This window comes from Bacillus sp. SG-1 (genome assembly GCF_000181495.1).
Classification (GTDB): domain Bacteria; phylum Bacillota; class Bacilli; order Bacillales; family Bacillaceae_B; genus Rossellomorea.
In genome coordinates this window covers 298,211-324,496 of record NZ_ABCF01000001.1, presented here as the reverse complement: position 1 = coordinate 324,496, position 26,286 = coordinate 298,211, and the positions used below count along the sequence as shown (strand labels likewise).

At 41.8% G+C, this 26,286-nt stretch carries 27 protein-coding genes, 2 other RNA genes and 1 pseudogene; 12 read left to right on the top strand and 18 right to left on the bottom strand.

The annotated features are described in order from the left end of the window. Positions 1-158: 158 nt before the first annotated feature. Both BSG1_RS01710 and BSG1_RS01705 read right to left on the bottom strand, forming a co-directional pair. Positions 159-341: a hypothetical protein gene (locus tag BSG1_RS01710; protein WP_006835060.1), complete on the bottom strand. Its 183-nt coding sequence runs from the start codon at positions 339-341 to the stop codon at positions 159-161. A 164-nt stretch (positions 342-505) separates the two neighbouring features. Beyond that, positions 506-1,081, bottom strand: coding sequence for a histidine phosphatase family protein (locus BSG1_RS01705; RefSeq protein ID WP_044022185.1), 576 nt, complete (start codon positions 1,079-1,081; stop codon positions 506-508). A gap of 205 nt (positions 1,082-1,286) precedes the next feature. Here BSG1_RS01705 and BSG1_RS01700 point away from each other — a divergent pair, with 205 nt between their 5' ends. Continuing rightward, positions 1,287-2,069, top strand: coding sequence for a CsxC family protein (locus BSG1_RS01700; RefSeq protein ID WP_006835058.1), 783 nt, complete (start codon positions 1,287-1,289; stop codon positions 2,067-2,069). A 186-nt stretch (positions 2,070-2,255) separates the two neighbouring features. Here BSG1_RS01700 and BSG1_RS21500 read toward each other — a convergent pair whose 3' ends face one another. From BSG1_RS21500 to BSG1_RS01680, 4 genes are all read right to left on the bottom strand, one after another. Next, the gene (locus BSG1_RS21500) at positions 2,256-2,381 is read right to left on the bottom strand and encodes a hypothetical protein (protein WP_269479306.1); all 126 of its coding nucleotides are present in this window, start codon (positions 2,379-2,381) and stop codon (positions 2,256-2,258) included. Positions 2,382-3,035: 654 nt separating this feature from the next. Beyond that, complete coding sequence (locus BSG1_RS01690; protein WP_006835057.1) at positions 3,036-4,136, bottom strand: hypothetical protein; 1,101 nt, start codon at positions 4,134-4,136, stop codon at positions 3,036-3,038. 116 nt (positions 4,137-4,252) lie between these two features. After that, on the bottom strand, positions 4,253-5,041 hold the full coding sequence (locus BSG1_RS01685) for a CsxC family protein (RefSeq protein ID WP_006835056.1): 789 nt from the start codon (positions 5,039-5,041) through the stop codon (positions 4,253-4,255). A gap of 212 nt (positions 5,042-5,253) precedes the next feature. Next, complete coding sequence (locus BSG1_RS01680; RefSeq protein ID WP_044022183.1) at positions 5,254-6,054, bottom strand: CsxC family protein; 801 nt, start codon at positions 6,052-6,054, stop codon at positions 5,254-5,256. Positions 6,055-6,267: 213 nt separating this feature from the next. Between BSG1_RS01680 and BSG1_RS01675 the strand changes: the two genes are divergently transcribed. Together BSG1_RS01675 and BSG1_RS01670 are read left to right on the top strand one after the other, a co-directional pair. Further along, positions 6,268-7,458, top strand: a complete 1,191-nt coding sequence (locus BSG1_RS01675) for a ParM/StbA family protein (protein ID WP_044022182.1) — start codon at positions 6,268-6,270, stop codon at positions 7,456-7,458. A 5-nt stretch (positions 7,459-7,463) separates the two neighbouring features. Continuing rightward, positions 7,464-7,835 carry a hypothetical protein gene (locus BSG1_RS01670; protein WP_044022315.1) on the top strand — a complete coding sequence of 124 codons (372 nt, stop codon included), beginning with the start codon at positions 7,464-7,466 and terminating at the stop codon, positions 7,833-7,835. A 200-nt stretch (positions 7,836-8,035) separates the two neighbouring features. Here the strand turns inward: BSG1_RS01670 and ssrS (BSG1_RS20015) are convergent. Next, positions 8,036-8,223: non-coding RNA, 6S RNA (gene ssrS, locus BSG1_RS20015), on the bottom strand. Positions 8,224-9,157: 934 nt separating this feature from the next. Further along, a non-coding RNA gene (gene ssrS, locus BSG1_RS20010) (6S RNA) lies at positions 9,158-9,345 on the bottom strand. A gap of 494 nt (positions 9,346-9,839) precedes the next feature. Here ssrS (BSG1_RS20010) and BSG1_RS01665 point away from each other — a divergent pair. The 8 genes from BSG1_RS01665 to BSG1_RS01630 all read left to right on the top strand — a co-directional run bounded on the left by BSG1_RS01665 (position 9,840) and on the right by BSG1_RS01630 (position 17,434). Further along, positions 9,840-10,874, top strand: coding sequence for a glycosyltransferase (locus BSG1_RS01665; protein ID WP_006835052.1), 1,035 nt, complete (start codon positions 9,840-9,842; stop codon positions 10,872-10,874). A gap of 2 nt (positions 10,875-10,876) precedes the next feature. Beyond that, positions 10,877-11,926, top strand: a complete 1,050-nt coding sequence (gene selD / locus BSG1_RS01660; RefSeq protein ID WP_083802816.1) for a selenide, water dikinase SelD — start codon at positions 10,877-10,879, stop codon at positions 11,924-11,926. A 101-nt stretch (positions 11,927-12,027) separates the two neighbouring features. Beyond that, the gene (gene phnD, locus BSG1_RS01655) at positions 12,028-12,948 is read left to right on the top strand and encodes a phosphate/phosphite/phosphonate ABC transporter substrate-binding protein (RefSeq protein WP_006835050.1); all 921 of its coding nucleotides are present in this window, start codon (positions 12,028-12,030) and stop codon (positions 12,946-12,948) included. A gap of 11 nt (positions 12,949-12,959) precedes the next feature. After that, positions 12,960-13,715, top strand: coding sequence for a phosphonate ABC transporter, permease protein PhnE (phnE, locus tag BSG1_RS01650; RefSeq protein WP_044022180.1), 756 nt, complete (start codon positions 12,960-12,962; stop codon positions 13,713-13,715). 12 nt (positions 13,716-13,727) lie between these two features. Further along, positions 13,728-14,483: a phosphonate ABC transporter ATP-binding protein gene (gene phnC, locus BSG1_RS01645; RefSeq protein WP_006835048.1), complete on the top strand. Its 756-nt coding sequence runs from the start codon at positions 13,728-13,730 to the stop codon at positions 14,481-14,483. 58 nt (positions 14,484-14,541) lie between these two features. Beyond that, positions 14,542-15,138 (top strand): polysaccharide deacetylase family protein, encoded by a 597-nt coding sequence (locus BSG1_RS01640; RefSeq protein WP_044022179.1) that lies wholly within the window; start codon positions 14,542-14,544, stop codon positions 15,136-15,138. 163 nt (positions 15,139-15,301) lie between these two features. Further along, complete coding sequence (locus BSG1_RS01635; protein WP_006835046.1) at positions 15,302-16,318, top strand: STAS domain-containing protein; 1,017 nt, start codon at positions 15,302-15,304, stop codon at positions 16,316-16,318. A gap of 465 nt (positions 16,319-16,783) precedes the next feature. Next, complete coding sequence (locus BSG1_RS01630) at positions 16,784-17,434, top strand: MtnX-like HAD-IB family phosphatase (protein WP_006835045.1); 651 nt, start codon at positions 16,784-16,786, stop codon at positions 17,432-17,434. Positions 17,435-17,475: 41 nt separating this feature from the next. Here BSG1_RS01630 and BSG1_RS01625 read toward each other — a convergent pair whose 3' ends face one another. The 4 genes from BSG1_RS01625 to BSG1_RS01610 form a co-directional block, all read right to left on the bottom strand. After that, complete coding sequence (locus tag BSG1_RS01625; RefSeq protein ID WP_006835044.1) at positions 17,476-17,904, bottom strand: ferritin-like domain-containing protein; 429 nt, start codon at positions 17,902-17,904, stop codon at positions 17,476-17,478. 133 nt (positions 17,905-18,037) lie between these two features. Continuing rightward, a complete protein-coding gene (locus tag BSG1_RS01620) occupies positions 18,038-18,490 on the bottom strand; it encodes a CoxG family protein (RefSeq protein ID WP_006835043.1) in 453 nt (150 codons plus the stop codon). 409 nt (positions 18,491-18,899) lie between these two features. Continuing rightward, positions 18,900-19,334: a peptidylprolyl isomerase gene (locus tag BSG1_RS01615; RefSeq protein ID WP_006835041.1), complete on the bottom strand. Its 435-nt coding sequence runs from the start codon at positions 19,332-19,334 to the stop codon at positions 18,900-18,902. A 115-nt stretch (positions 19,335-19,449) separates the two neighbouring features. Beyond that, complete coding sequence (locus tag BSG1_RS01610) at positions 19,450-20,469, bottom strand: ion channel (protein ID WP_044022178.1); 1,020 nt, start codon at positions 20,467-20,469, stop codon at positions 19,450-19,452. Between the two features lie 405 nt (positions 20,470-20,874). On the opposite strand from BSG1_RS01610, the gene BSG1_RS01605 reads away from it, so the two are divergent. Then, the gene (locus BSG1_RS01605; protein WP_006835039.1) at positions 20,875-21,798 is read left to right on the top strand and encodes a 3'-5' exonuclease; all 924 of its coding nucleotides are present in this window, start codon (positions 20,875-20,877) and stop codon (positions 21,796-21,798) included. A gap of 25 nt (positions 21,799-21,823) precedes the next feature. Here BSG1_RS01605 and BSG1_RS01600 read toward each other — a convergent pair whose 3' ends face one another. The 6 genes and pseudogenes from BSG1_RS01600 to BSG1_RS01575 form a co-directional block, all read right to left on the bottom strand. Further along, a complete protein-coding gene (locus BSG1_RS01600) occupies positions 21,824-22,066 on the bottom strand; it encodes a hypothetical protein (RefSeq protein WP_006835038.1) in 243 nt (80 codons plus the stop codon). A gap of 50 nt (positions 22,067-22,116) precedes the next feature. Continuing rightward, entirely contained in the window at positions 22,117-22,467 is a 351-nt protein-coding gene (locus BSG1_RS01595) for an STAS/SEC14 domain-containing protein (protein WP_044022177.1), read from the bottom strand. 1,305 nt (positions 22,468-23,772) lie between these two features. Continuing rightward, the gene (locus BSG1_RS01590; RefSeq protein WP_006835035.1) at positions 23,773-24,438 is read right to left on the bottom strand and encodes a nuclease-related domain-containing protein; all 666 of its coding nucleotides are present in this window, start codon (positions 24,436-24,438) and stop codon (positions 23,773-23,775) included. Between the two features lie 98 nt (positions 24,439-24,536). Beyond that, entirely contained in the window at positions 24,537-25,091 is a 555-nt protein-coding gene (locus tag BSG1_RS01585) for a histidine phosphatase family protein (protein ID WP_006835034.1), read from the bottom strand. A gap of 12 nt (positions 25,092-25,103) precedes the next feature. Then, a pseudogene (gene fosB, locus BSG1_RS01580) lies at positions 25,104-25,516 on the bottom strand (metallothiol transferase FosB). Positions 25,517-25,718: 202 nt separating this feature from the next. After that, entirely contained in the window at positions 25,719-26,177 is a 459-nt protein-coding gene (locus BSG1_RS01575) for an NUDIX domain-containing protein (protein WP_006835032.1), read from the bottom strand. Between the last annotated feature and the right edge of the window lie 109 nt (positions 26,178-26,286).

Sequence of the window (26,286 nt, the reverse complement as noted above, 5' to 3'; positions counted from 1 at the left end):
TAAAGGGATATCCGCTTCGAGAGGGTGGTGCTGGAAAAGAAGGAGGTCACGCACCTGCCGCTTTAATCATTTGTATGAATAACGAACTATAGAATTTGTATGAACAACGCAAAAAAACAGAGCCTCTCCATATGGAAAGACTCATTTGAGGCAGGTGATCAACCGCCCATTTTCCGGCGGGTGACACTCGCTTTTTTCGCTTGCTGACTTTTCATTCTTTGGTTGCCGGCAAATCCATTGCCTTGCTGCTTGTCATTACCCTGTGCCTGTTTCTTTCTTTCAAGCTGTTGTTTCATTGCTTCCTGTAAACTGATTTTCTTTTGGTCCTGCTGGTCTGCCATTGGGCTTTTCTCCTTCACATGTCATGCATGCATAATAAATTTAACTACACCTTCATTATAGTACAAGCCCTTCAATAAAACACCCACATTTTCGCTTTAATGCTTTAAATCACTAAGAGGGACTGTCCCGTGTTACTTTAGCGTAGCAGCGTGCTAGCAATTTGCTAAACCCCTGAGAGGTGGCTGGTTTGGTTGTATTCTTTGACGTCCCACTTGTTGTCCTGGAAATGAATCGTGTTGATGCAGGCATTGATCAGATGGGTTTTCCCGTAAACAAATTCACCCTCTGAGAGGTATTCCAACAGGATTCCGATTAGTGCCCCGTGTGCCACTAACAGTACATTTTTATCAGGGTAGGCACTCTGTATTTCGCCTATTCCTTTAAGAACTCGAGACAAAACCTCACTTCTTGTTTCTTGTCCTGGACTTCCCCCATTCGGATATTTCCTTCTGCTTTCCTCAATCAACTTACCCTCAGCTTCACCAAAGTTCCTTTCCACGAATTCTCCTTTCACAATAAGTGGAATCGTTAATCCTTCATTAATGATCTCAGCCGTCCTTCGGGCCCGTTTCAAAGGCGAAGTAACGATAACATCCCACTCTCCCTCTTTCAAGTGGTCCCGGGCCTGCCTCGCTTGAAGCTCACCCATTTCATTCAGTTCAATATCTGTGCTGCCCTGTAGTCTCCTTTCTTTATTCCAGTCGGTTTGTCCATGCCGGACGATGCAGATTTTCGTCATTCTTGCTTCCCCTCTCTTCTTTTTGTAGGGAGCTCCCCATTTTATCAACTATATTCTATCATAATTCCAAAATATGCTATCGACCACTGATACTCGTCCATTCCCTGCAAAGCTTGTTCGCATATAAAGATAGTAAGTCAAAAGATAAGAGAATTTTTATAGCGTTTTTTTATCTTTTGGCCAAAATAAAAAAGGAGTGAATTGGATGAAGAAGAATACTTGCGGTACCCATCACAAGGGGTGTCCTCCAGCGTTAAAGTGCGACACAGCCAAAACTAAACATGTCGATTGTGATGCCAAGTCCTGGTATCCTTACGGCGATGTCTATGTTCCTGTTGTGCTTGCGGATGTAAAGCTTCAAGCAAATGTAGAAGCGGATATCAAACTTCCTACACCGGCGAAAGAAATCAAGATGATCAAGAAGAACGTCTCCTTGAAGCAATGCGAAGCCCTTCGCCACCCTTACAGTGAATACAAAGTGAAGCTTTATATTACTGGTGTTGTACACAAAAACATCCAGTATGTAGATGCTTGCACAGGTTTTGTAAGAGACTACAGCGTAGATGTACCTTTCACTTGCAGTGATGAAGTGAAAATCCACCACCTGGTTGAGCAAATGAAGAGCAAGAAGAGCTCTTTGACAGCAGAATTCAGATTCCTTGCTAAAGACGGCCACGGTGCTGACAGATGCAGAGAGGGCTCACACACATTTGAATACTTCAATGAGCCAATTGATTGTATTCTTAAGATGGCTGACGTGTTCGAACTTGACTTGTTCAAAGATCACGATAAATGGGGCCGCTTCACACGCATCACTGAAAAAATGGACGTCAACCTTTGGTTCAAGCTTGTCCAAAAACAGGAAAAACCTGTATGCCCTCCAACATCTTATGAGCCATGTCATGATGGAGATGGCGATGGTGATGAATACCCAGAACCAAAAACAATGCTTGACAGAATCAAAGACAGAGTTGACCGCTTAAGCTAATTTGTTTGTTGGGTGTCTTTTTTGAGACACCCTTTTTTATGTTTAATAACTCTTTGTTCTCATAAGCCCGATTGAGAGCCTCATAGACCCTCTAGGACGCCGCCGATTCCTTTCAATTGTCCAATCGACAACCTCATTGGCTCTCTTTGACACCACCGATCCCTCTCAACTGTCCAATCGACAACCTCATTGGCTCTCTTTGACACCACCGATCCCTCTCAACTGTTCAATCGACAACCCCGTAGGCTCTCTTTGACGCCGCCGATTCCTCTCAAACAGCCAATCGACAACCCCATAGGATCTCTTGGACACCACCGATCCCTCTCAACTGTCCAATCGACAACCCCATAAGCACTCTTTGACACCACCGATTCCTCTCAAACACCCAATCGACAACCCCATAGGCTCTCTTTGACACCACCGATCCCTCTCAACTGTCCAATCAACAACCCCATAGGCACTCTTTGACACCGCCGATTCCTCTCAAACACCCAATCGACCACCTCATTGGCTCTCTTTGACCCACCGATTCCTCTCAAACAGCCAATCGACAACCCTATTGGCTCTCTTTGACACCATCGATTCCACTCAAACAACCAATCGACCACCTCATTGGCTCTCTTGGACACCGCTGATTCCACTCAAACATCCAATCGACAACCTCATTGGCTCTCTTTGACACCGCTGATTCCACTCAAACAGCCAATCGACAACCTCTTTGGCTCTTTTTGACGCCGCCGATTCCTCTCAAACAGCCAATCGACAACCCCATAGGCACTCTTGGACACCATCGATTCCTCTCAATTGTCCAATCGACAACCCCTAGGCTCTCTTTGGACGCCGCCGATTCCACTCAAACAGCCAATCGACAACCCTATAGGCACTCATTGGCACCACCGATTCCTCTCAAACAGTCAATCGACATTCCCCACCGTTGCCTCTACACACTTTTAACCCCTGTTTGCATTAGTAGTCAGCAGAAGATGATGGGCCATCTTTGCTGCAACGTTGAATTTCCACAAGTTGACTCTGAAAACCTTCAACCGACAACTCCGCACATCCTTTTAGGGCTACCCTTTGATCTCCTCCCGGTGTTGTAATCATTTCCTGATGCCATATGATATCGAAGGAGTTATATTTGAAGTTCACCGGAGAAACAAGAGTTTCTTCAAAGGAACGGTGTACACTGATATCTGGATCCATTTTTGAACGGAACCAGTACTCATGACTTTCAGCATATGAGATTTCCGGACTTGTAATGCAATTAACATTCACATGCCGCTCTAATGGCACTTCCATTTGAAGAGTATGCATTCTTCCACTTCCTGAAACAAATTCAAGATCCCCTATTAAGATCAATTTTATGAAGACGGTGTTAGATGGAAGAACAGCGTGCCCCTTGAAGGATTTGATTTTCCATGACATATTTGTCACTTCCATGACAGAATCCATAAGATTGAAACTGTCAAAAATATCAATTACAACCGTCTCCTTAAAAAGCATTACGGGCAATTTAACCAGCACTGGTTTGCTTTTCTTCGTGCAAGGCTTCTCGACTTTTTCTTCTACTGATTCACACTCAGTCGTTTCTTCGTCATCCATTTCCTCGCATTCTTCTGGTTTGTCTACAAGCTCTTCTTCCTCTCCATACAAGAATTCATAGTCATCTTCAGACAGAATGTCGGCTTCCTTCTCTTTTTCCGCCTTTACCAGATACTCATCTATCGATTCATCCGGTACCGAAATGATTTCATCTTTCTTTCGTTTTTTTGGAGCTGGGGATTCTTCCTCTTTATCCTCTTTGTTTTCCACTACCTCTTCCTTCTTAGAACTTCGAATAACTGCAGGTACAGGCGGAGGAGAGAAAATCAGCGGCGGTGCAATAGTGTCTCGTTTTCTTTCAACCTTTTCTTCCACTGAGTCTGACGATTCTTCTTCATTGTCCTTATAAAACGAACTTGGAAATGGATCTTTCCGCTTGGCAGCCACCTGTTCCCATAAAGAGGTAATCGTCCTTCTCTCTTCTCTGTTTTGGGCATATCCAAATCTATTTTCCCTTTGACTCATAAATTATTAGAAAGAGCAGCTTCACAGCGGCCTCTCTTTTTCACCTCCTCCTATAAAATTAAAATAGAAGATGGGATTACACTTTTCTCTAGTGTAACCCCTGTTCACCTTGTACTTTAATAGAAGTCCTTGTCTTCACAGTCATCGTCATGGTCATCATGATGATCATGGTGGCAATCGTCATTTGTGTGAGAAGCCACTCTGACCTGCTGTTCTTGAAGGACTCTGATTGTGAAGTCCAGGACCATTTTTTCCTCCACTACAGTGAACACTCCTTCTGCAAGCGGTGCTGCGCCGGTAGGAATCGGTCCTCTGTCGATAGCTTCATCCCACTCGATGATTTTGCTGGAAACCAGTTCACAGAATGGAAGTTCGTTATAGAACTGAGAGCTGGTCTGGTGGAATTGAGATAGGTCGCTGGACAGAAGCTCATCCTTCTCAGGGAAACCAGATGGAAGCGGCTGTGCGACAAAGAAATCAAACTCTTCTCTGGAATTGTTCCGCGGCAGCACCGGATCAGAAATATACTTATTAATTTCAGTAATGACAGTGAACGGAACGTCTACTGTATAGGAATGTAAATCTGATGCGATTGAGCTTGTAGTCGTTTGTTCGATATCAGTTGATGGGCTGGCATATTGAATGTTCTTACGGACAAACCCGCTGATGAATAATTTATTGGAAGGCAGCAGTAATCTGCACTGTGTAATCTTTACTCTCTTCTTAACATCCTTGATTTCCAATACAGGTTCAGGGAACGTAATTGTGGCACTCATATTAGCTGTTAAGGACAGTTCAGCCAATAGAACAGGCACCTTAGTAATCACCTTTCCGATTTTCACATGGGGATGATGGTGTTTCGGCTTGCAATGATTTTCATTTTTCTCTTTATAAGAATCTGACATTTTGGGGCCTCCTTAAATCTCAAGATAGTTCAATGTATGATGCACAGGAGTCTATGTATAGGCGGGCGCCCATGGTCAAACCCAGAATTTTCTAAGTGTTCCTTGGGATACTTGCCCATCGCTTGATATGACTGAGTTTTTAAAGGAGAAAAAAAGACACTATCCCTATTGAGGGATAATGCCTTCGTTCATATGGGAGTGGAAGTTGACAATTAGCAGTCGTTTAAGGTACCTAGAGTTGCTGTCGTTACTGCAAGCTGCTGGTTTTGAAGAACTTTAATAACAAATCTCAACTGCATTTTTTCCACCATTTTGTAAAAGCAGCCTTCTCCAACTGGGCCAGTGCCGTAAGTTTCACGGTCTGTTGCTTCATCCCATTCAACAATTGTGCTTCTTAACAACTCACAGAATGGAAGCTGGTTGTAGAATTGCGTGCTGAATTGATGGAATTGGGAGATGTCGCTTGATAGGAATTGATCTTTTTCCGGGAAGCCTTTGCCTAAGTCTTGCGCTCTGAAGTAATCAAATTCCTCGCGAGTATTAGAAGCAGGCAGTGCTACAGGGAAATCCAAGTCGATGTTTGTAAAACACTCAAACGGTACTCTAACAGTCAATGACTTAATGTCTGAAGATACACAGTGCCCATCAGCATCATAGCAAGGTGTTGCATATTGGATGTTTTTGCGCACATATCCCTTAATATATAAAGGGAAAGTATCGTTATTTTCCACCGAAAATGCCGGTGTCGCAACAGGCGGGGTAATCAAACGGCATTGAACTATCTCTACCCTTTTCTTAATGTCCTTGATTTCCATTACCGGTTCCGGGAATTCAATGTTGGCAACCATGTTTGTTGTCACCGCTCTTACAGCCAGTTGAACCGGTGTATGGATGATTCTCGTGTTGCCACCGGGTACAGCGAGAAAATCTACTACTTGATTATCGCATTCTCCGATATTTGCAGATTTATCAAAATCCACACAACCGTTGTGACGATCGTACTTATCACTCATTTTTATTCCTCCTTTGTATTTTACCTTCACTTTATCCTATGCGTACAGGCGTCATAAGCTTGGTCACTTTCATCAGTATAAATGCGGAATTTTAATTAAAATTACCTGTATTCGGTTATTACATTTTCAAAAAGTTAAGTTGAAAAATTTTAACTGGGTACGTGCACAGCCCCATTCCCTTCTTGCATAGGATTCATCATGAGGAGGGATTACATGGAAAGAAGTAACTTTCTTGCCGTTGATATAGGGAACAGCTGGTACAAAGTACTCGCATCTACTGATGGTGTCGTATCTGAATACCAGATGCCCAATGCAATTGCATTATTTGATGATGAATTTTATGAAATGCCTTATGAAGAAGAAGATGTTGAAATCGAGGAAAATCTGATTGTTGAGGTTAAAAGTCCTTCAGTAATGAATAAGAGGGAAATATTCTACGCAGGTAAATCTGCAGCAAGACAACGAAATGTCAGCTTGACGTCTGTCAACAACCAAAAAGTTGATGAGGTCCGTACTTACATCCTGTTGTTTTCGGCTGCCGCCTACCATGCCTTATTGACCAGTGAAAACGAAATGGATATTGTCTATGAGATCGACCAGCTGGCAGTATCATTGCCGACCACTCAATATAAAGAGAAAAAAGAGCAGCTGAAGCAGAGGCTCATCGGAAGTCATACCGTAATTCTGCACAAAGTGCCGGGAGTGCCGGAACCGAAAGAAGTTTGTGTCAAAATTAAAATCAATGATGTGATTGTAGGGGCTGAAGGTGCCTGCGCATACCTTGGTTTGACGCGTGATCAAGAAACATTGGGAATCAAAGACGACGGTCTCGTAAAGGATTCCGCCAAAGGCATATTGATCGGTGACTTGGGCGGAGATTCAGTCGATTTTGTCGGAATTAAAAACAGCAAACCGGTTGCGTCTGTAGAAGGAGAACACTTTGGCATCAACCAGTTCCTGGACATCATCATCCAAAAAGTCAGCAAGAATGAATTGTATAAGTTCGATTCCCGCTCCGAACTGGAGGAAAAACTATACGCAGGTCAGTCGGAATGGTATGTTGAACCATTTGCCGGAGTGCGGAAAGATATCAGTAAATATGTCATCCCGCAACTGAAATCCATGGCCATCAAATACCTGGAACTGTTTGACCGTGTAAGAAGCAGTTCGAATGAAATCAAAGGGGCGTCACGGTACATCGCAGTAGGCGGCGCAGCAAAACTTGCTCAAAAGCAAATACAGGAAGCGGCTGTGAGATGGAGCGAAAAGGGTCGCCCAATCAACCTTTATTTCCCTGAGGATCTGGAAAAACTGAACGTTCTGGGACTTATGATCCTTGCTAAAATGAATCATCTAAAAAAACAACAAGAAGAAACTACTGATCTAGCTGCCACTAGGGGTTGATCATGATGGGAGAAACGTACACTGACTATGTCAATAAAGTGGCGGTCACAATACCGGAAAAATACATTGACATTAAAACCGGTGATTCCCATGCAGTCTCAAAACTGATTCAGGAACAAATCGAATACCATGCCCATAATCACACCCTGGTCCACCTGGTCTTTTCAGCACTCGATCAATATTTCAGGCCTGCCGCTAAAAGCGGCGGCACCAACGCTGAAATTATCCAGGAACTCCAAGCAATCAAATTAATGTTGCAGCAAGGGTATGTTCCTGGCAGCACAAGACCCCCACATCCCACTTCCCAAGGCAGGCAAGACACTTCACCACTAAATATGAGAGACTTGAATGACATACTCGAAGCCTTCGGGGGCTGACACCCTGGAGGTTTTTTTATATTAGTGCCAGGCTCTACCCGACATTTGTCGAACTCCACTTTTTGGAGAGGAAACCATAGTCAGTACCCTGACATGGTTAGCTAATAGGGAATTTTCCTCTTCTGATGTGCCTCTGTAATAAATCTGTACAACAAAAAAACCAGCTCCCCATCAGGAACTGGTTTTGTATTGGTGGTAGTATGTAGGCCGCATTTGCCGTAAATCGTCTAAGAAAGTTTTAAACCACCACTCCTCAAAGTGGGTGTTTGCAGAAACGTTCCTGTCTTCCGCTATCCATGGCGGCCTGACATTCCGGCTTCGATGTAAAACTCCCTATTACAGTTTAAAGGTTAAAACTTTATTATCATTACGTACAACGCAGCTTGTATTAGTATACTATCTCATCCAGTTCGGAATATCAAGAGAAGTTTTTTCCATCATATCCTAATGATAAATGGGGTTATCGATCACAGAAAGCTTTACGAACCTGCATTCCGGCAAGCTTAATTTCTCATTGGGCTGATTAGTCCGGTTTCAGACCAACATTATCACAAGGATTCAATCTCATTGGGCTGATTAGTCTGGTTTCAGACCAACATCACACCAGGAATCCAATCTCATTGGGTCGATTAGTCCGTTTTCACACCAACATCCTCACAAAGATTCAATCTCATTGGGCTGATTAGTCCGTTTTCACACCAACATCCTCACAAAGATTCAATCTCATTGGGCTGATTAGTCCGTTTTCACACCAACATCCTCACAAAGATTCAATCTCATTGGGTCGATTAGTCCGTTTTCACACCAGCATCCTCACAAAGATTCAATCTCATTGGGCTGATTAGTCCGTTTTCACACCAGCATCCTCACAAAGATTCAATCTCATTGTGCTGATTAGCCCGTTTTCACACCAGCATCCTCACAAAGATGCAATCTCATTGTGCTGATTAGTCCGTTTTCACACCATCACCCTCACACAATTCTAATCTCATTAGTCTGATTGGCCCGTTTTCAGACCAACATCACACCATAAATCCAATCTCATTGTGCTAATTACTCCGTTTACAAACCAACATCCGAACAATCCAGAATATCACCGGCCCATTTAAGTCACTAACAGGCCAACGTCGCTCGCAAAATCCAACCTCATTGGCCCAATGACTCTGTTAAGGGGCCAATTCCGCAGCAACCTCCTAAGCTCACAAGTCACTCACTGCCTAAAAAATCATCCTTATATTACAAATTTTTGTGAATCCAACACTAACAAAGTCAACAAAAAAACCAGCTCCCCATCAGGAACTGGTTTTGTGATTGGTAGTAGTATGTAGGCCGCATTTGCCGTAAATCGTCTAAGAAAGTTTTAAACCACCACTCCTCAAAGTGGGTGTTTGCAGAAACGTTCTTGTCTTCCGCTATCCATGGCGGCCTGACATTCCGGCTTCGATGTAAAACTCCCTATTACAGTTTAAAGGTTAAAACTTTATTATCATTACGTACAACGCAGCTTGTATTAGTATATTATCTCATCTTCCATCAAATATCAAGAGCAGTTTTTTCCAAAGCTTCCTCTTATTCAACGCTACCCTTTCCCCACTCAAAAAATTACCCAAGAAAATAATTTCCATGCTTTAGCTAACGCTTGTTCGACAAACTATATACTAATTGAAGGTTTTTATAATTCGTCCAAAACGCACGTAACAAGGGTTTTTCCTATATAACTTGGTTCAATTACGACACATCTTTCAATTCTTCAAACCACTGAATCGACAAACTTCGGGTCGCGCCTGGCACTCCCCGAATTAGCAATCGACAAAACCGGGTGGTCACTGACCAACCGGTCATCTTCTTGATTCGACAAAACCTAGGGCGTACCAGGAACTAAAATAAATACACTTTCGACAAGCAATTTATGTGACAAATTCGGTCTTGAAGGATATTCTATTCATATCTGATTGGAATAGTCTCCTTTATTCCCTTTTACTAACCAGAAAAGGAGGTGGATGAATGAAGGTGATTTTGGCCTCTCCTGATTTTCATCAGCAGCGGGGAAATACGGTGACGGTCCAGAGGATTGCCGATGGGCTGGAGACTCACGGAGTCGATACAGAAATCGTTTCAGTGACAGGAGATCCTGGTTACACATCTCTACCCGAAGCCGATTTGATACACGGCTTTCATGCATATAAATTTTTTTCATTTAAACAACGACTCAAAGAAAACCAGGCCCCTTTTGTCATCACAATGACGGGAACTGATTTAAATCATGATTTATTTGATGAAAGTAGACGTGCCATGGTCCTTGAATGCTTGAAAGAAGCCAGTGCCATTACAGTTTTTGATGAAACTGCAAAAGAAACTTTAATGAAAGAAATGAATGGCATCCATTCTAAAATTCATGTAATCCATCAAGGTACCAGCAATTTGCAAGCTACTCAGAGAAAATTCTCAAAACAAAACGGAACGTTCCTTTTCGTACTTCCTGCAGGTATCCGAAAGGTAAAAAACATTCCTTTTGCCATTCATGCATTAAAGAAGCTTCACAACCGGCACCCGAAGATTCGCCTGCTGCTTGTCGGTCCAATTATTGAACATGATGAGGGGCGGTTGGTTGAAAATCTTACTGAAGAAAATTCTGATTGGATCTCATACATCGGCCAGCTTCCCCATAAAGAGATGGGAGCCGCATATGAACATGCCGATGTGGTTTTAAACACTTCCCATTCAGAAGGACAACCCGCGGCTATTTTGGAAGCCATGGAACATGGGTTGCCGGTCATTGCCTCAAGCAATACCGGAAACCGGAATATCGTGACACATGGAAAGACAGGCTTTGTATACACTAATGAGAGCGAATTCCTTGATTATGCAGAAACTTTGCTCAATAATAACCAGATGAGGAAAATATTTGGCAGGTCAGCCAAATCCTACATACTTCAGCACCATTCCAGGGAGTATGAAACAAATAAACTTCTCTCAATTTATAAAGAAGTAATCCAAACAAAGAAATCCTCAGAAATCAAAACAACAAGGAGTGAATGAATATGACGAAAAAAGAAATCATCAAATTGACTTCCCTTTCATCAAAAGGCGGCTGAGGATGCAAAATTGGTCCTGAAGACCTGGCGCAGGTTCTGCGTCATTTACCCCGTTCTGTTGAAGACCCTAATTTACTTGTAGGACTGGATACTTCGGACGATGCCGGAGTTTACAAGATCAATGAAGATACGGCCCTCGTTCAAACATTGGATTATTTCACTCCTATCGTGGACGACCCGTATATGTTCGGCCAAATCGCGGCTGCGAATGCACTTAGTGACGTGTATGCAATGGGCGGTAAACCGATCACTGTCATGAACATCGTCGGGTTCCCTATCACAACTTTGGATAAAAGCGTACTTGCCGATATTTTATCCGGCGCCTCAGATAAAGTTCGTGAATCAGGCGCAGTCCTAGTCGGCGGGCATTCAATCGATGACCAGGAGCCTAAGTTTGGCTTATCCGTTACAGGAACAGTTCATCCTGATCGAATCCGTTCTAATGCCGCTGCTAAACCTGGTGACAAATTGATTCTTACGAAACCGATAGGCATCGGTATCCTTACGACTGCCATCAAAAATGATAAACTTCCACAAGAAAATATCGAGGAAGTCATGCAGACAATGGCTGCTCTTAATAAGGAAGCAGCAGAAGCAATGGATTCCTTCCCTGTCAATGCATGTACAGATGTAACAGGTTTTGGTCTATTAGGTCATGCCATGGAAATTGCAGAAGGAAGCAAAAATGGTATCACTATCGAGAAAGATGCAGTTCCTGTTCTCGACAAAACGAGGGAACTTGCAGAACAAAATATCATTCCTGGCGGGACCCGAAAAAACCACAAATGGCTAGCCGGCCGGATTGATTACGATGAATCTGTTAAGGAAATTGACCAGTTGATCCTTTGTGATGCCATTACTTCTGGCGGCCTGCTCATCTCAATACCGGAAGAACACGCAGAAGCCCTTCAGAAGGAACTGAGTAACAGAAACTTAACTTCCGCTATTATTGGAACAGTAACAGCAGAAAACCCTGGAAAGATAACGGTAAAATAAAAAAGGGCTCTACTCGAGTCCTTTTTTACACATTCCCCCCGCTTCTTACAGGTTACTTAAAAACAAAAATTGGACTAACACGAAAAAAGAGGTGCACAAAGTTGAAAAAAAGCATATTTATTACAATATTATTATCCCTTGCCCTTTTGATTGCAGCCTGCGGAAATGGAAACAATGGGAACACAGGCAATAATAATGAAGAAACGAATAATGATAGTGCAAATGGTGAAGCCTTCACAATCGGTGTCATTCCTGCACAGACAGAAGGCGCCATGGAAAGCGCAATGGATAAATTGCAAGACTATCTGACGGATGAACTGGGAAGAGAAGTCAAAGTTGAAGTCTATCCCGATTATAATGGTGTAGTCGAAGCCATGAACTATGACAAAATCGATATGGCTTACTTCGGTCCGTTATCCTATGTCATTGCCCATGAAAAAAGCGGTGCAAAAGCAATCATTACGCAATTGATTGACGGAGAGCCATTCTACCATTCCTATATCATCACACATAATGATAATCCTTGGAACTCAATCGAAGAATTGCTTGAGAACAGCCAGGAAGTTAATTTCGCATTTGGTGATCCCAACTCTACATCAGGTTCACTTATCCCGTCCATCGAGCTTCAAGACCGCGGTGTATATCAATCAGACGATGAGCATGAATTTGAATCCGTTCGTTTTACAGGTTCACATGATGCAACCGCATTAGCTGTTCAAAATCAACAAGTCGATGCCGGTGCCATTGACAGCGCGATCTTCAACCAGCTTGTTGAATCAGGCAAGGTAGACGGCGAGCAAATCAAGACTATTTGGGAATCTGATAAGTTGTTCCAATATCCTTGGGCAGTCCACCAGAACACAGATGAAAAAACAATCGAAGCTTTGCAATCTGCTTTTCTTGCTATAGAGGATCAGGAAGTACTTGATGCCTTTGGTGCTACAGGTTTTACTGAAGCCAGCAATGAAGACTATGAGAGCATAAGGCAGGCAGCCCTAAAGCAGGGACTTATCGAAGAATAGAGTGATACAGCGTGTGGTTTAAAAGGAGAAGCTTCTTTACTTTTCTAATACTAATCATATTCGTTTACTTCAGTATGAAGCTGACAGAATTTGATTTATCCAAGTTCAGGGATTTCCGCAATATGATCGACTTTTTATCTCAGTGGTTCCCTATGGACTTTTCCCTCTTGCCGAAGATGATCGAAGATGGGTTGGAAACATTGGCAATGGCGTTTTTGGGGAGCTTCTTCGGCCTCCTGCTCGCCTTGCCTTTAAGTTTCATTTCAGCTAAAAACACATCCCCCTCCCCCCTCCTTTATAACACTGCAAGGGTGGGGTTGAGTTTTGTAAGGTCTGTACCGGAGATCGTTTTTGGATTGATTTTGCTGACTGCTCTAGGTCTTGGACCATTTCCTGCCGTGATTGCCATCATGATTCATAATATAGGTGTCCTTGGAAAACTGATATCAGAGCTCATTGAAGCTTCAGACCCTGGACCCCAAGATGCGATGAAAGCGGTTGGAGCTCAAAAGTGGTTCGCCTATTTTTTCAGCATCCTTCCACAGATCTGGCCAAATGTTCTATCCCACTACTTCTACCGATTTGAAGTGGCGATAAGAACATCACTGGTACTCGGTTTCATCGGTGGCGGCGGAATCGGGCAGCGTTTATTCAATGATTTCAAGACATTCCAATATTCTTCTGTTTCATTAGATGTGTTAATTATAATGATAATGGTAATTGTCGTCGACTTCTTGGGAAGTTATGTGAGGAATAAAGTCATTTAGGAGGCAGCGAATATGCTACATTTAAAAGATATCAGTGTTCATTACAGAGGCTCGAGTTTTCCAGCGCTGTCTTCTGTCAATCTTGATTTTAATAAAGGCGAATTCGTTTGTATATTAGGGAAAAGCGGTGCTGGTAAATCAACGTTAATCCGGACCATTAATGGATTACAGTCCCTTTCCAGTGGAGAAGTGTTGTGGAAAGGCAGCCCCCTTTCTTCTCATAATGAAGAAGAAAGCAGAAAGGCAAGGAGAGAAATGGGCATGATTTTCCAGCATTTCAACCTTGTTCCACGTCTTTCTGTCATGCAAAATGTGTTGACCGGGATGTTCGGGTATCGTTCTTCTTTTAAAAATCTTATTGGCTGGTTCACTTCCGAGGAAGTTCAACGAGCAAAGAAAGTGATTGAAGAAGTTGGCCTCTCCGATTTTACTGACAGACGCGTTGAGCACTTAAGCGGCGGACAGAAGCAAAGGGTCGGGATTGCCCGTGCACTTGTCCAAAATCCGAAAGTCCTATTAGGTGACGAACCTGTGGCCAGCCTGGACCCGGGCACTTCTAATCATATCTTTTCACTGATTCAGCTAATGCATGAACAACATGATTTATTGACCATCATCAATGTTCATGATGTTTCACTGGCAAAGAAATTTGCAGACCGTATCATTGCGTTGAAAGACGGTTCAGTAATTTTTGATGGCCTGCCGGCTGATTTTACAGAAAAAAAATATGAAGAGACATATGGATCCGCTAATTACCAACATCTTTAAACGAAAGGAAATCGAGCTTATGCATAAGAGTCCTTGAGTAGTAGATTGCACTAGGGTCGTGTACGACTCTGATCATAGAAATGTCATCACCAAACTAGTTGGCCATAATGAAAAATCGGTTATGCTGACTTTTGATGATGGTCCAGGAAGAGCTTTACCAGAGATTTTGGACATATTAGAAAAAGAAGATGTCAAAGCCGGATTCTTCTGGCAGTCCCGTCTGCTGCATCATCAACGACCTTGGAAAAGAGCTCTTGATTCCGGCCACTTAATAGGCACTCATTCCTGTAATCATAAGAATCTTACCCGGCTTTCATTTGAAGAACAGCTTGCCGATCTCTCTCGAAGCAAGGAAGCCATCAGTAAAGTAACAGGACAAAATGTTACTTATTTCCGTCCCCCTTTCGGTCAATTTAATGAAGATACGATTGCTGCTGCCTCTGAACTTGGAATGCACACAGTCATGTGGAGAATAGCTTCTATGGATTGGGAACTGAAAAATGATCCAGATCAAATTAAAACGTTTATCATGGACCATTTAGAGGATAAAGCGATCATTCTGTTACATGAATTGCCGCAGACTGTAAAAATCCTCCCGTCCTTAATCCGCCAAATTAAACAACAAGGCTATCATTTTCAATTGCTGGGCAGCTAGCTAAAATGCTTAGAAGTCTTACTTCTAAGCATTTTTCACATTCTACACGTTAAAAATTTACATCCTCTTTATTTACATTTTATAATAGGTAATTGGGGAACTCTTTACCGACAACACTATTCTTACAAATACAAATTGCCTATTATTTAGAGGAGGCCTCGGAATGCGAAGAGAACATAAGGATGTAAACGGATCATTTTTTGAGTGGGACTTGGATAACGGTGACATCTTTTTTGAAAATGATGAAGTCGTTTTATTCTGGGTGAAAACAGCGTTTAAAACCCTGTTTGATTCAATAGAAGAAATTGCGGGTGACAAGGAAGCACAGCTTGTCTTGGAAACTGCAGGCTATCGTACAGGAAAGATTGTATCCAACTTTTACAGCAATACTATTGGTGATCCGCAAGACATTTTAAAAAAGCTGCCAAACACGTATTTAACGGCGGGTTGGGGCAAAACCGATATTGTATCGGTTTCGTTTGAAGAAAAAACGGCCAAGATTCACGTTCGAAACGGCTGGGAATATAAGGTTAACGTTGCACAGAAAAAACAAGATGAAGGAACGTTCCTCCCCGGGCATTGGGCCGGAGTCTTTTCAGGTCTTTTCAATAACAATGTCTGGTACAAGGTGACAAAAAGCCAAGTCAAAGGAGAGGAATACAGCGAATATGAATTCTTCCCTTCATCTGTCACGCCTTCCTTGAATGTCAAGACCATGATTCAAGAACAGAAAGAGGCCGCGCAAGCAGAACTCGAGAAAGTCACACGTGAACGGACTAACTCCTTGTCTGAAATCATCAAAGAGATATCATCACCTATCATTCCTGTCATGGACTCCATTTTGGTCGTTCCCTTGATAGGTCGTTATGATGAGTTAAGGGCGGAAGAGCTGCTTGACAGGACGTTATTAAATCTGCCGCGGTATAAGGCAACTCATCTTATTGCGGATTTGACCAGCCTCAAGGGAGTCAATGATTATACACTCGACTTTATCGATAAGTTTGTAAAAGCCACCTCCATTTTGGGGACAAAGTGCATATTAGTAGGGATTTCTTCTGAATTAAGTATTCAAATCACCCAAAGAGGTCATAGAATTGATAAAGTCCCATGTTTATCCACCCTTCAGAAAGGCGTAATGCACGCATTGGATGAACTCGGACTGGAACTAACGAAAAAATAATAGAAATGATGGAGCATTAGTTTTTTATCTAATGCTCTTTTTTCGTATATAATAATGCTTTTTGAATGAAGAAAGTTGATTTCCGCTCTAGGTGTGCGACTCCAATAAACCATTCGTAAACCGAATCCAGAAGATGTATTGTAAAAAGCAACAGTCTATTAAGAAAAAAAGCCTTTTTAAACTCATCATATATCTGCTTGGTTCCCTGGTTTAGCTAAGAGATGAAAAGTCAACTCCTTTATAAAAATCTTGCTCTCCCCCATTCTTTCCTTCTTTCATTTTTACATTTTAATTATAAATATAGATTTGAGTGGGACAGCCGTGACATCCAAGTTGAGCCCGTTTTAACTTACCACTTATCACAAAGGAACAATGTTTTAGAGAAGACCATTCTTATAAGTAAGTTATTTTTGTTCTGTAATGGGAAAAGTAATGAGGACACTTTTTTAACAAGGAGGTTTGAGAATGAAGAAATGGGCGTTTGTTTCTGACTTCGATGGAACGATTTCAGATAGGGATTACTACGATCTTATCCTCGAAAACCACTATAACGAAGGGGAACAATTATACAAACAGTGGAAAAAAGGGGAAATGAAAGATATTGAATTCCTGCGAGAAGTATTTAAAAATATTAATGAGGACGAAGAAAACATCATAGATGAAATACGGACCCTCCCCATTGATGAGTATTCAATGGACTTTATAAAGAAGGTACAACAAAACGGTGGAGATTTTTACATCCTTAGTGCAGGTACCGATTACTATATCGACCATCTCCTTGATCACTATGGAATAGAAGATGTTAAGGTATTCTCAAATGAGGGCTACTATGAAAATCAAGGAATCCATTTAAACCTTGATGAATCACACCCCCACTACCATGATCGATATGGTATCGACAAATCCAAGGTCATACAGGACCTACAGAATGAATACGAGACCGTGCATTTCATTGGTGACAGCGAACCGGACACCCATCCTGCACAGCATGCCGACATTGTCTTCGCCAAAAAAGCTTTGCAGGAAATGCTTCGCGAGAAAAATGTTGACTTCGTTCCCGTAAAAACATTCAAAGAAGTAGAGGACTACTTACGAAAAGAAGGATATGTGGTATAAAATTAATGGGCAAAGAACGTTTTTATGTTCTTTGCCTTCAATCAATGAATAATACTCTCTAAAAGTTTTACATGTTCACGGTCTTCGTCCAATATTTTCTCGATGATTTGTCTGCTTTCAGGATCCAGGTCTCCTTTGACCATTTCCTCTGAGATTTCAATTCCATAATAACTTTCACCCTTTAAAGCACTTTGAAGGATCCCTTCCTTATCATCAGGAATCATGAATTCTCCTATATACCCTTGCACCTTTCCGATAGTGCCTTCATCATCCACTGGGGTGCCATTCAATTTCTGTATCCTCTCAGCAACCATCATGGCATGTTGTTTGTGGTTTTGCTGAATTTCCTGAAACCTTTGTTTTAACCCTGAATCATCAATCTTTTCAATTAAGTGCTCATACGCATGAATTCCCATATACTGTCCCCTCAGAAATTCATTCAAAGTTTTAATGACACTTTCACCTGGCATTTGTTTCACTCCTTTCTCTTTTTAGATTCTACCTGCCTCAAATTGTTATGTACGGTTTTAAAACTGCATTGTATTTTTACGCACAAATAATCCCCTAACCTAAGGAAAGGGGACGTATGAGTTCAATTTTGGTTTATCTCGATGAATAAATTCCTTCGACCTTATAAGCTACAGCTTCGGTTAACTCTGTCGTCATCTCAGGTAAAATTGAATTCAGCAAAGGATTCACCATTTTGGCAAGTGGTCCCTCCGCATTGATCTCAAGATAACCCGTCATGTTGGAAGTATCTTTCCCGATGGATTCTGACTCAAAAAAACCATGTCCTTGAAATCGCTCATTAATGCCTGTGAGATTAAACGTCACCTTTGATGGTTCCTGCCAATCTGTAATGTCGACCTTCAGGTGTATTTTCTTCTTTAGGAAACCCATATCCGTCTTAAATTTCCATGTTGATTCACTTTCGCTCAGGATTTTATGGTCGATATAACCAGGGACTAACGGTGCCCAAACATCCATTACACTCACATATTTCCAAAGCTCCTCCACCGAAGCTTCCACCTGCATTTTATGAAGGCCTGACGGCATGCTATCTCCTCCTGGATGTGTTCTCGTCTTCTTTATATGATATTAGAGAAAGTGGAGGTTATTACTGGAATATGGTATAAGCAAGGGTTCTCTATGCTGCAGGGGAGAATGTTTTCGGCTTTGAAACACCAAAGCCCTTACGATTTATAGGTAAGTTGGAGTAAATTGCTCCTCTCTCCTACAAATCCTTCTATAATTAATGCATCGTTTGGCTAAGCTGCTTCATTTACCTACAAAATAGCACGCTTTTTGTAGGTGAATATAAGAATTCGGCTTCAATACACAGAAATCCCCTAATGATTTGTATGTGACTTAGAGGAAACTGTCTCTCTCTCCTTCAAATCCACAATGCTAATAAATCAAACATAAAAAAGAGAGCCGATTCAGAATCAGCCCTCCCTGTAAAATATTAGTCTTCAATAACAACTTTCTGCATAACATCGCCGTTTCTTAGGTTTTTCGCAGTATCCAGACCAGAAGTCACTTTACCGAATACCGTGTGAACACCGTTCAAATGAGGCTGTGGCTCATGAACGATGAAGAATTGGCTTCCGCCTGTGTCTTTTCCTGCATGCGCCATAGAAAGAGAGCCCGCTTCGTGTTTGTGAGGGTTTCCTTCTGTTTCACAAGGGATTGTGTATCCAGGACCGCCAGTACCTGTTCCGTTAGGGCAACCGCCTTGGCTTACGAAACCAGGGATGACACGGTGGAATGAAAGACCATCGTAGAATCCTTCTTTTGCAAGTTTAGAAAAGTTTTCAACTGTTCCTGGTGCTTCATTCGGGAACAAATCGAATTCGATCTTTTCACCATTTTCAAATTGTATGTATCCTTTTTTAGCCATAGTGATAACACTCCTATTCATTAGAAATCAACTATTATCATACCATGATTTTCTTCAGAAGAAAAAGATTGTGAAAGATTTAAGGAAAAACAGCACCAGAATAGTCTGATGTTGTTTACTCAGCGCGGGAATTAGTCTTATTATCCTGCGGCCAATCCCATGCATCCTGTTCAACCAATCCAAGCAATTGCTCTCTTCTTGTAACAAGATTTGATAGGGCAATATTAAACTCCTGCGTTGATTTCACAGGCAGTCCCTCTTCCCTTAACGGTTTTATATCCAATGGCGGCGGGCTGCTCGGTGCAGGTTTAAAGAATACGGCATGCAACGTATCAAGGTAGTCGGTTACACTTGACCGCCCTTCTTTTATCCATACCTGATTTGGCTTATTTTCGTCCTTCACCCCAAATTCGTATACCGTCAATACCTCATCAAAGAGTGCCAATGCAACTGATGAAGACTGTTCCTTATCCTGAGAATGATAGTAGTGCAAAATTGGATAAGCTTTGTGCTGCTGAGTCAACACAATTAACTGTGAAGAAATATCTTTCATAAATAAGTCAATATTGTGGAGGTCTTGGCCATTCCAGCTGTTCTTCACAATTGTTACCCAGTCATTTCCAAGTCCGGTGATACTTTTCGCAAAAGCTCTCTTTTGAACGACACCGCTGACTACCGAAACAACATAAGAGACAGAAAGAGTGATAAAAAGCATACCTGTCCCGGTTGCAAAAGTGGTGACGATTTGCCAGAATCCTCTCTTGGGAATGTAGTCCCCTATACCCAGTGTAAATAAGGTAAAGCCGACAAAATAGATTCTCTCCGCTACAGTGGTGATAGGGTTCTTATTTTGGGAAAGAAGAATAGATTCAACATCAGCCGAAAACACAAGGGTCCAGCCAATCCAAAGCAAAAGAATCCATATAATAAGCGTCAACGATAATATCATTGGTCCAGCCAGCCTAAGTATCTTAGAATTATCGCTGCTTATTTTTCTAAGTGTGTACCAAAATCCTTTTCCTAATCTTCTTGATAACGGACCTCCTCCCCCATCCACCCAGATGGTGGTCCATAGGAGATCGACAATCACAAGAGCCAGAACAAGGATACCTGAAATTAAATATAGTACATTCAATCGCAAAACTTCCTTTCCCAATTAAAAAGTTATTCTCCGATAGTTGTATAAAATACCCTTCCCTCTTCTGGAGCAAACATTATCTGGAAAGGAAACATTTCCCCCTTCACGCGTTTATTATTCTGTGATAGGGTATAATACAGTAAGGCTCCTCCCGAATTCTATTCGCTTGTTGCGGGACACTTAACCACTGTACGGATCGGGAGGGGCCTTTTACTTATCTACATACGACACAACTGTTGAAACGCCGCGCTTATTGCTATCTACGGTAATAGCAGCGGTATATACAATCAGCAGCCTGAAAAGCTTGCGGTCCATTTGACTGCAAGCTTTTTGGTGTTAATTACCTGTTTTAAAATACCGGTCCACCCTTTATACTGACAAGTTGAAGAGAGGTGATGGCCCATGGCCGAATTAAAACAGTTTATTTTCTTTGACTTCGAGATGAAATGTGATGATAGAGGCATGGCATACGAAAACATGGAAGCCATTCGATTAGGGGCAGTCAAATATGACCTTAAAACAAAAAGCATCACTCAATTTGACCGTTATATACAGCCTGCCACACAGGAACCTTTAAGTGACTTTTGCAAAAAACTCACAGGTATAAACGATCGGGACCTGGAAACGGCAGACCCTTTCCCACTTGTCTTCAAGGAATTTCTTTACTGGGTGGGCGGTGTTAAGAAGTCCCGCTTCTTCTCTTGGTCTAAAAGTGATATGTCAAGGTTGAAAATGGACAGTGCGCTCCATGGGCTCCCTTCCGTAACAATCGATAAAATTCAAAGCCGGTATGTTGATTTCCAGCAAACATTCACTCAGCGTGTTTCCAAGGATAATCTATCTGTCGAAAACGCACTGGCTTTATATGGACTGCATTTTGAAGGTGAACCCCATAACCCTATGTATGACGCCTACAATACCCTGCAAATCTTTATGCATTATTACAGCCACCCGCTGACCTCAGAAATTGCAATGGTCAAAGCGTTCATCCTGCCTGATGAAGAGCTGGATCTGAAAACTATCAATAAAAAAATCAGCGAAGCATTGATACAGGATTTAACGACGTTGACAGCGAACCTGCACAACGCCTTTCGCTTAAGAGACGCTAAGAAACTATTGAAACAAGTAAGCAAAACTGTCCGGAAGTATGAAAACATCCTACTGAACCGGTCTGGTATTTTCACAAAGGATGTCCACCAGCTCGTGCAGCAATTAGTAAACTTCCATGAAAACTTAAAAGACTCTTACCATGAACATTTTGTTAGTTCCTCAAGAGTGATGATTCTTGATCATCATTCCATGCAATGCATCCAAAATATGAAGTGAAGCCGGAACGCTTCCTTCTACATACTCACGCCCTTTGTCTGACAAGGAGTATCATCATCATTCCGAAGAGTCCGATAACACCTATCAAGGCGCCGGTTAAAGCAAACGGCAGACTATCCCAGCCGCCAAGGAAAACAGCAGATATAAGGGCAAAGCCTCCTCCCGCCAACGCAATAACATAAAAAGCGGCAAATCGTTTTGACCTCGTAACATTTTTACTCAAAGCCAATGTGACAATCAAAAGCAGAATACTTACAACCACCAGCATCGAATCCCTCCTTCATAAGAAAAAGGAATGGAGAAAATCTCCACTCCGCCTTACTGAATCCATGTCACCGCATCTGTTCGGTGATCCTTATCAAAATGTTTCACTTCCAGATCAGGCATCATATCTTCCAACTTTGCGCCCATCTCCAGAAACTTCTTGTCACTGACCACCGCTACCTTATTAAACTCATGCATATGGTCTTTCCCGAACAAGAAATCCTCTTTCAACGCTTTCATGGAAAAATCCATATCATTCACAACGACCAGAAGATTCATCTCTTCATTCGGTGTCTTCTTTTCATGGAACGCTTTTTCAAATTTCTCCATATCTTCTTTTGTATAATCCCCTGTTACTTCCACTTCCATGAGATCATTTCGTCCACTCGGAATAATGTTAATCATGTTCATTCCTCCTTCATTAATGTCTCATTTGGTTTATACCCTTTTTGGACAGGGAGTTAAACGTAGTGAACATATGGTGATTTTCTTCGCGCTTATGCCTGTCAAAGTAACGAATTCCTTTATAACCTTACTAGAGGACGTTAATTTCAAATTCGACTAACTAACGTCCTTTAAAGGGCTTCTATAGGACGTTAATCTCATACACCCCAAATTATCGTCCTTTGAACCCGGCTAGAGGACGATTATCTAAAATTCAACTAACTAACGTCCTTTAAAGGGCTTCTATAGGACGTTAATCTCCTACACCCCAAATTATCGTCCTTTAAAACCCGGCTAGAGAACGATAATCTAAAATTCAACTAACTAACGTCCTTTAAAGAGCTTCTATGGTACGTTAATCTCCTGCACCCCAATTTATCGTCCTTTAAAGGGCTTCTATAGGACGTTATTTTCCTGCACCCCAATTTATCGTCCTTTAAAACCCGGCTAGAGGACGTTAATCTAAAAATTCAACTAACTAACGTCCTTTAAAGGGCTTCTATAGGACGTTAATCTCCTGCACCCTAAATTTTCGTCCTTTAAAACCCGGCTAGAGGACGTTAATTTCAAATTCGACTAACTAACGTCCTTTAAAGGGCTTCTATGGTACGTTAATCTCCTGCACCCCCATTTATCGTCCTTTAGAACCCGTCTAGAGAACGTTAATCTAAAATTCAACTAACTAACGTCCTTTAAAGGGCTTCTATAGGACGTTAATCTACTACCACCTCAATTTATCGTCCTTTAAAGGGCTTCTATAGGACGTTATTTTCCTGCACCCCAATTTATCGTCCTTTAAAACCCGGCTAGAGGACGATAATCTAAAAATTCAACTAACTAACGTCCTTTAAAGGGCTTCTATAAGACGTTAATCTCCTACCACCTTAATTTATCGTCCTTTAGAACCCGTCTAGCCGACGTTAATTTAAAATTCAACTAACTAACGTCCTTTAAAGGGCTTCTATAAGACGTTAATCTCCTACACCCTAAATTATAGTCCTGTAAGTTCAAACTAAAACCGTTAATCAATATAGACTGCGTGTTTCCCGTACCCTTCCTTCTTAAAATTAGTTGAAAGAGCTCTATAAATTCTTTTCTTGCCTAATAAACTGTCACAAATCTGATAAGTAAGTTGATTAGTAACTTTTAAATCTGGAAACAATAACCTGAATTCTTTGATCGTTCTTAATACAGCTTTTTCACAACTCTCCTTTCGCCCACAATGTGAGCAAACCAAAATCTTTCTGTTAAAATCCTGATAAAATCTCAAACACCCCGCACACAAAATCCCCTTCCGCAGATCCTCAAACCGATACTCCGGCAAACGGGAAAAATCCGACGACTTTTTATGGAGCGACAATAGCTTCTCCGCGAGCCTGATATCTGTCTTACTCGCTCGTAGATTTCTGTTTTGGAGTTTTTAAAAAAACGAGAAATTTGTGTAGGGTAAACAATTGAGGCTGTTTTAGCTGGAGGATTATCGAGGTGAAATTGTGGATTCACAAAAATGAGGTAGGATTCGATGGGATACCGAAAACCGGATTGTTCTGTAATCTGTTTAATCAATGATGCCGCCCTGCTCACCTGTATCAGAGGGTTTTTGATTCCTTTACCAATGGGAGACCGCCACTCGCCGTCATCGATGATAAAGTCTCCTTCGAAATTTTTTACTTCAAAATGGAAGATCGTTTTGGATGCAACGGCAAAGGAATCGATTTGAAATTCACTCCCTTGATGTTCCAGCAGCAAATCATTCAAAACCACCATGTCATTTACAAGAGGTTTTGTCCATTCATCGAACTGCACCTCTCCCTCATACCCTTTTTCTGCAGAAAGATAAGAATCTTTATCCTTCTTCTCCAACACCGTCATTGCGTTTAACGAGCGCAGGAACTTCAGTTCATCTGATTCACTTCTATTTTTTATAATCAATCAACATCTCTCCTTTCTAATCCATTTTATCCCAACAGTAAAACGAGTACCATTTTAAACCTCAAAAAACCGCGAACAAAATATCGCGGCTTTTCCTCCTACTTCATCAATCTTTCAGTTCCGGTCAACCGCTGCCCCTCAAAACTTAGGCGATAAATATCCGGCATCTCCAGCTGCTTCCAAAACTCGAAGTCAAAATGGGCATTAAAATAATTCATGATTAACACCATAATATTTCCGTGTGTTCCAATCACTATATTCTTTCCTTCATACTCTTCCAGAACCTCAAGTAAAACCTTTACTCCTCGTTCCTGCGCAGCTAGGTTGGATTCTCCTCCCTCCCAGGAAAAATCCCAATCCTCCCACACTTTCTCGATCGCCTGTTCAAAATTCTCTACTGGCTTTTCAGACAGAGTGCGTTCTTTAAACCCATCCATTAAAATAATATCCTGGTCAGATCTTTGTGCTGCTCCCTGAATAGTTTGGACCGCACGCAAATATGGGCTGGATATGAACACATCCACTCTTTCCTCTGCCAGCACTTCTGATATTTTAGCTGCATCAGCAATGCCTTTATCAGATAACGGTCTCCCCAATTCATCAGGTGTATAGGTCGAAAGAGCATGCCGTACAAAATATATATTCGTTTTCATCCCGCTTCCTCCTCAATCGAAAAATTCCATGTGCGGTTTGGTCGCACGATAGTAGTTCAGCCTGTCTTCCAATGTACCTGTGTGGAACTCAAATTTATGGCCGTCGGGATCTGTAAAATATACCGATTTCTTGTCCTCATCACTTCTATTTCGTCCTGGCAATATGTAACCCCTGGTCCCAATAGTTTCTCAAACACTACATGATAGTCTTCTTCTTCAATCGAAAATGCTATATGGGTATAAGAATCATTCCCACGCTCCACATCGGTCTCCTCATTTAGTGCCAGCCACATACCATTCAAATCAAAGTAAGCTGTTGTCCGTCCTTTAACCAACAACCTTGCATCAAACACTTTCTGATAAAATTGAATCGATCGCTCCAAGTCACTGACTGAAAACAAAAAATGGTTGAACCCTTTAACCAACATACTATCACCCTCCTCTTTGTACTTCTTGAGATTAGCTCGTCATTCATAGAGGTAAACCAGCATTATTTACTGGCAATACACGAGCTTTCCTTCCACCCCTATCCAACTAGTAATAGCCAGTGACTCATTTATGCTTGCCAACTCTGATACTGTACATTGCACAAAAACATGTACCAAATAGAACAATCAGTCTAGTAATCTACCAGCCTCTCTCAACAACACTCTTCAATAACCAATAATCCACCTCATCAATGATCCCGATACCTTCCTCCATATCCCACAACATAACCTCAGAAGTCTCATCATTCTTCTTAAAAGGCTGCAATTCTTGCATCACCCCTGAAAATACAGGATTATACTTAAGGGTTCCATCTTCTTTTTTTACTTTCATCAATCCTTGGAATTTCAAGTTCTCCGGAATCTGTCCAGTCTCTTCATAGAGCTCCCTCCAAGCACATTCGGCTGCTGCTTCGTCCAACTCTCTTTTCCCGGCAGGAAGCTCCCATTGTTTCCTCCAAGTGTTATAACCCAAAAGGAATTTCCCTTCACACTTTATGACAGCAAATGAGCCGGCGATGGGGTGAAATCTGTCCTGGTCCTCTTCTTTCATAGAAAGGAAGTCAAGATATTCCCACCCGTTATTTTTAGGGTTAATCAATTTCCCGTCCTCCCTTTCTTGGTAAAATACTGTTTGAAGCTATCGACAACATTGAACATAAATGAGATTTAAAACCTTACGATACTTACTCTTGATGAATCCCTTCAAA

Coding starts and splice junctions, on each gene's coding strand:
- BSG1_RS01710 (WP_006835060.1), bottom strand. CDS start 341: ATGGCAGACCAGCAGGACCAAAAGAAAATCAGTTTACAGGAAGCAATG.
- BSG1_RS01705 (WP_044022185.1), bottom strand. CDS start 1,081: ATGACGAAAATCTGCATCGTCCGGCATGGACAAACCGACTGGAATAAA.
- BSG1_RS01700 (WP_006835058.1), top strand. CDS start 1,287: ATGAAGAAGAATACTTGCGGTACCCATCACAAGGGGTGTCCTCCAGCG.
- BSG1_RS01690 (WP_006835057.1), bottom strand. CDS start 4,136: ATGAGTCAAAGGGAAAATAGATTTGGATATGCCCAAAACAGAGAAGAG.
- BSG1_RS01685 (WP_006835056.1), bottom strand. CDS start 5,041: ATGTCAGATTCTTATAAAGAGAAAAATGAAAATCATTGCAAGCCGAAA.
- BSG1_RS01680 (WP_044022183.1), bottom strand. CDS start 6,054: ATGAGTGATAAGTACGATCGTCACAACGGTTGTGTGGATTTTGATAAA.
- BSG1_RS01675 (WP_044022182.1), top strand. CDS start 6,268: ATGGAAAGAAGTAACTTTCTTGCCGTTGATATAGGGAACAGCTGGTAC.
- BSG1_RS01670 (WP_044022315.1), top strand. CDS start 7,464: ATGGGAGAAACGTACACTGACTATGTCAATAAAGTGGCGGTCACAATA.
- BSG1_RS01665 (WP_006835052.1), top strand. CDS start 9,840: ATGAAGGTGATTTTGGCCTCTCCTGATTTTCATCAGCAGCGGGGAAAT.
- phnC (WP_006835048.1), top strand. CDS start 13,728: ATGCTACATTTAAAAGATATCAGTGTTCATTACAGAGGCTCGAGTTTT.
- BSG1_RS01635 (WP_006835046.1), top strand. CDS start 15,302: ATGCGAAGAGAACATAAGGATGTAAACGGATCATTTTTTGAGTGGGAC.
- BSG1_RS01630 (WP_006835045.1), top strand. CDS start 16,784: ATGAAGAAATGGGCGTTTGTTTCTGACTTCGATGGAACGATTTCAGAT.
- BSG1_RS01625 (WP_006835044.1), bottom strand. CDS start 17,904: ATGCCAGGTGAAAGTGTCATTAAAACTTTGAATGAATTTCTGAGGGGA.
- BSG1_RS01620 (WP_006835043.1), bottom strand. CDS start 18,490: ATGCCGTCAGGCCTTCATAAAATGCAGGTGGAAGCTTCGGTGGAGGAG.
- BSG1_RS01615 (WP_006835041.1), bottom strand. CDS start 19,334: ATGGCTAAAAAAGGATACATACAATTTGAAAATGGTGAAAAGATCGAA.
- BSG1_RS01605 (WP_006835039.1), top strand. CDS start 20,875: ATGGCCGAATTAAAACAGTTTATTTTCTTTGACTTCGAGATGAAATGT.
- BSG1_RS01600 (WP_006835038.1), bottom strand. CDS start 22,066: ATGCTGGTGGTTGTAAGTATTCTGCTTTTGATTGTCACATTGGCTTTG.
- BSG1_RS01595 (WP_044022177.1), bottom strand. CDS start 22,467: ATGATTAACATTATTCCGAGTGGACGAAATGATCTCATGGAAGTGGAA.
- BSG1_RS01585 (WP_006835034.1), bottom strand. CDS start 25,091: ATGAAAACGAATATATATTTTGTACGGCATGCTCTTTCGACCTATACA.